Here is a 1,604-nt window from a genome sequence, read left to right as displayed (position 1 = left end):
GGCATTCGATCGAACAAAAACTGAGTGCACTACGTATGATGGAAGAAGACACATATACCTGGAAGGAAATCATGGAGACTCATAAGGTTTCTAAGAATACCCTCCGGGTGTGGAAAGTAAAATTCGATACCGGTGGGATCGATGCCTTGAAGGAGTCGAAGACATGGAAACTGTACACCAAGGAACAGAAGCTCGCTGCCGTCCGTGACTATCTCGACGGGGCCACCGCGGTGGAAGTCCTCTCCAACCATCAAATCAGTAATTGGTCTGTTCTTCGGAGATGGATTAAGAAGTATACTAGTCATAGCGAGTTAACAGATTCGAGAAAAGGGATGGATCGAGCTATGGTAAAAGGAAGAAAGACCACTTTCGAGGAACGCATGGAAATCGTCAGGTATTGCCTGGACAATGGACGGAACTATCAAAGGACGGCCGAGGTATTCGCCGTGTCGTACCACCAGGTCTACGGCTGGACGAAAAAATATGACGCCGACGGCGTGCACGGGCTCGCGGACCGGCGTGGACGGACGAAGCAAGAAGAGGAACTGACCAACGAGGAGAAGCTCAAACGTCGCATCCAACAGATCGAGCGGGAGAACGAGCGCCTGCGGGCCGAGAACCTGTTCCTAAAAAAGTTAGAGGAGATCGAGAGGAGAGGTTGATCAGCCAGATCCGGCTACAATTGCGTTACATGGCGATCGAGGAAATGTCGACGACCGATACGTTCCCGGTCGTGCTCCTGTGTGAGATCGCGCAGGTTTCACGGGCCGCCTACTATAAATGGTTGAAGCGTACCGTCTCGGTACGCGAGGAGGAGAACCTGAGCCTACTGGAGGACATCCGCCTCCTCTACGACCAGGTGAACGGAACCTACGGCTATCGACGGATCACCATGACGGTCAACCGCAGACGACGCCAGCATGGCCTGCCGGCATACAACGAGAAGCGTATCTATCGTCTCATGCGTATCCATGAGATCCGTTCGGTCATCCGCCAGAAGCGAAAACGGTACAAAAAGTCATCCCCGAAGCATGTGGCCGAGAACCTGATGAACCGGGAATTCAGCGCGTCCCGACCGGACGAGAAGTGGTGCACCGACGTCACCGAGTTCAAATATGGCGCCGGAAGGAAGGCATATCTGAGCGCAATCATCGACTTATATGACGGCTCGATTGTCGCCTATCGTATCGGGAGATCCAACAACAACGGACTCGTCTTCCAGACGATGATGCCAGCGATCGCGGGGCTCCGCACAGGAGCGGGACCGATGATCCATAGCGACCGAGGGTATCAATACACATCGAGAGGGTTCAAACGCATGGTAGAAGACGCAGGACTGACCCACAGCATGTCCCGGGTCGGACGTTGTCTCGACAACGCCCCGATCGAGGGTTTTTGGGGTACCCTAAAAGTCGAGATGTACTACCTGCGTGAGTTTCAGGCCTATAGCGAACTCACGTCGGCCATTGAGGCCTACATATCGTTCTCCAACCACGATCGTTTCCAGAAACGGCTAAACGGCTTGAGCCCTGTCGAATACAGGTCTCAAGCCGCCTAATTTGGTTTTCATTATTTGCCCTGTCTACTTGACGGGGAGCAGTTCA

General features: G+C 53.4%; 1 protein-coding gene. It reads left to right on the top strand.

The window, feature by feature from the left end; translation table 11 throughout:
* Positions 1 to 1,558 (top strand): IS3 family transposase gene (locus KNO92_RS14620; RefSeq protein ID WP_214761892.1). Its coding sequence is split into 2 segments (ribosomal slippage), with 1,559 coding nucleotides annotated over them: positions 1 to 627 and positions 627 to 1,558; the frame shifts between segments, so codons are not numbered across the junction. This gene is flagged as partial in the annotation.
* Between the last annotated feature and the right edge of the window lie 46 nt (positions 1,559 to 1,604).

Source organism: Exiguobacterium sp. s129 (genome assembly GCF_018617585.1).
GTDB lineage: Bacteria > Bacillota > Bacilli > Exiguobacteriales > Exiguobacteriaceae > Exiguobacterium > Exiguobacterium aestuarii_A.
This window is presented reverse-complemented; position numbering and strand designations above follow the sequence as displayed.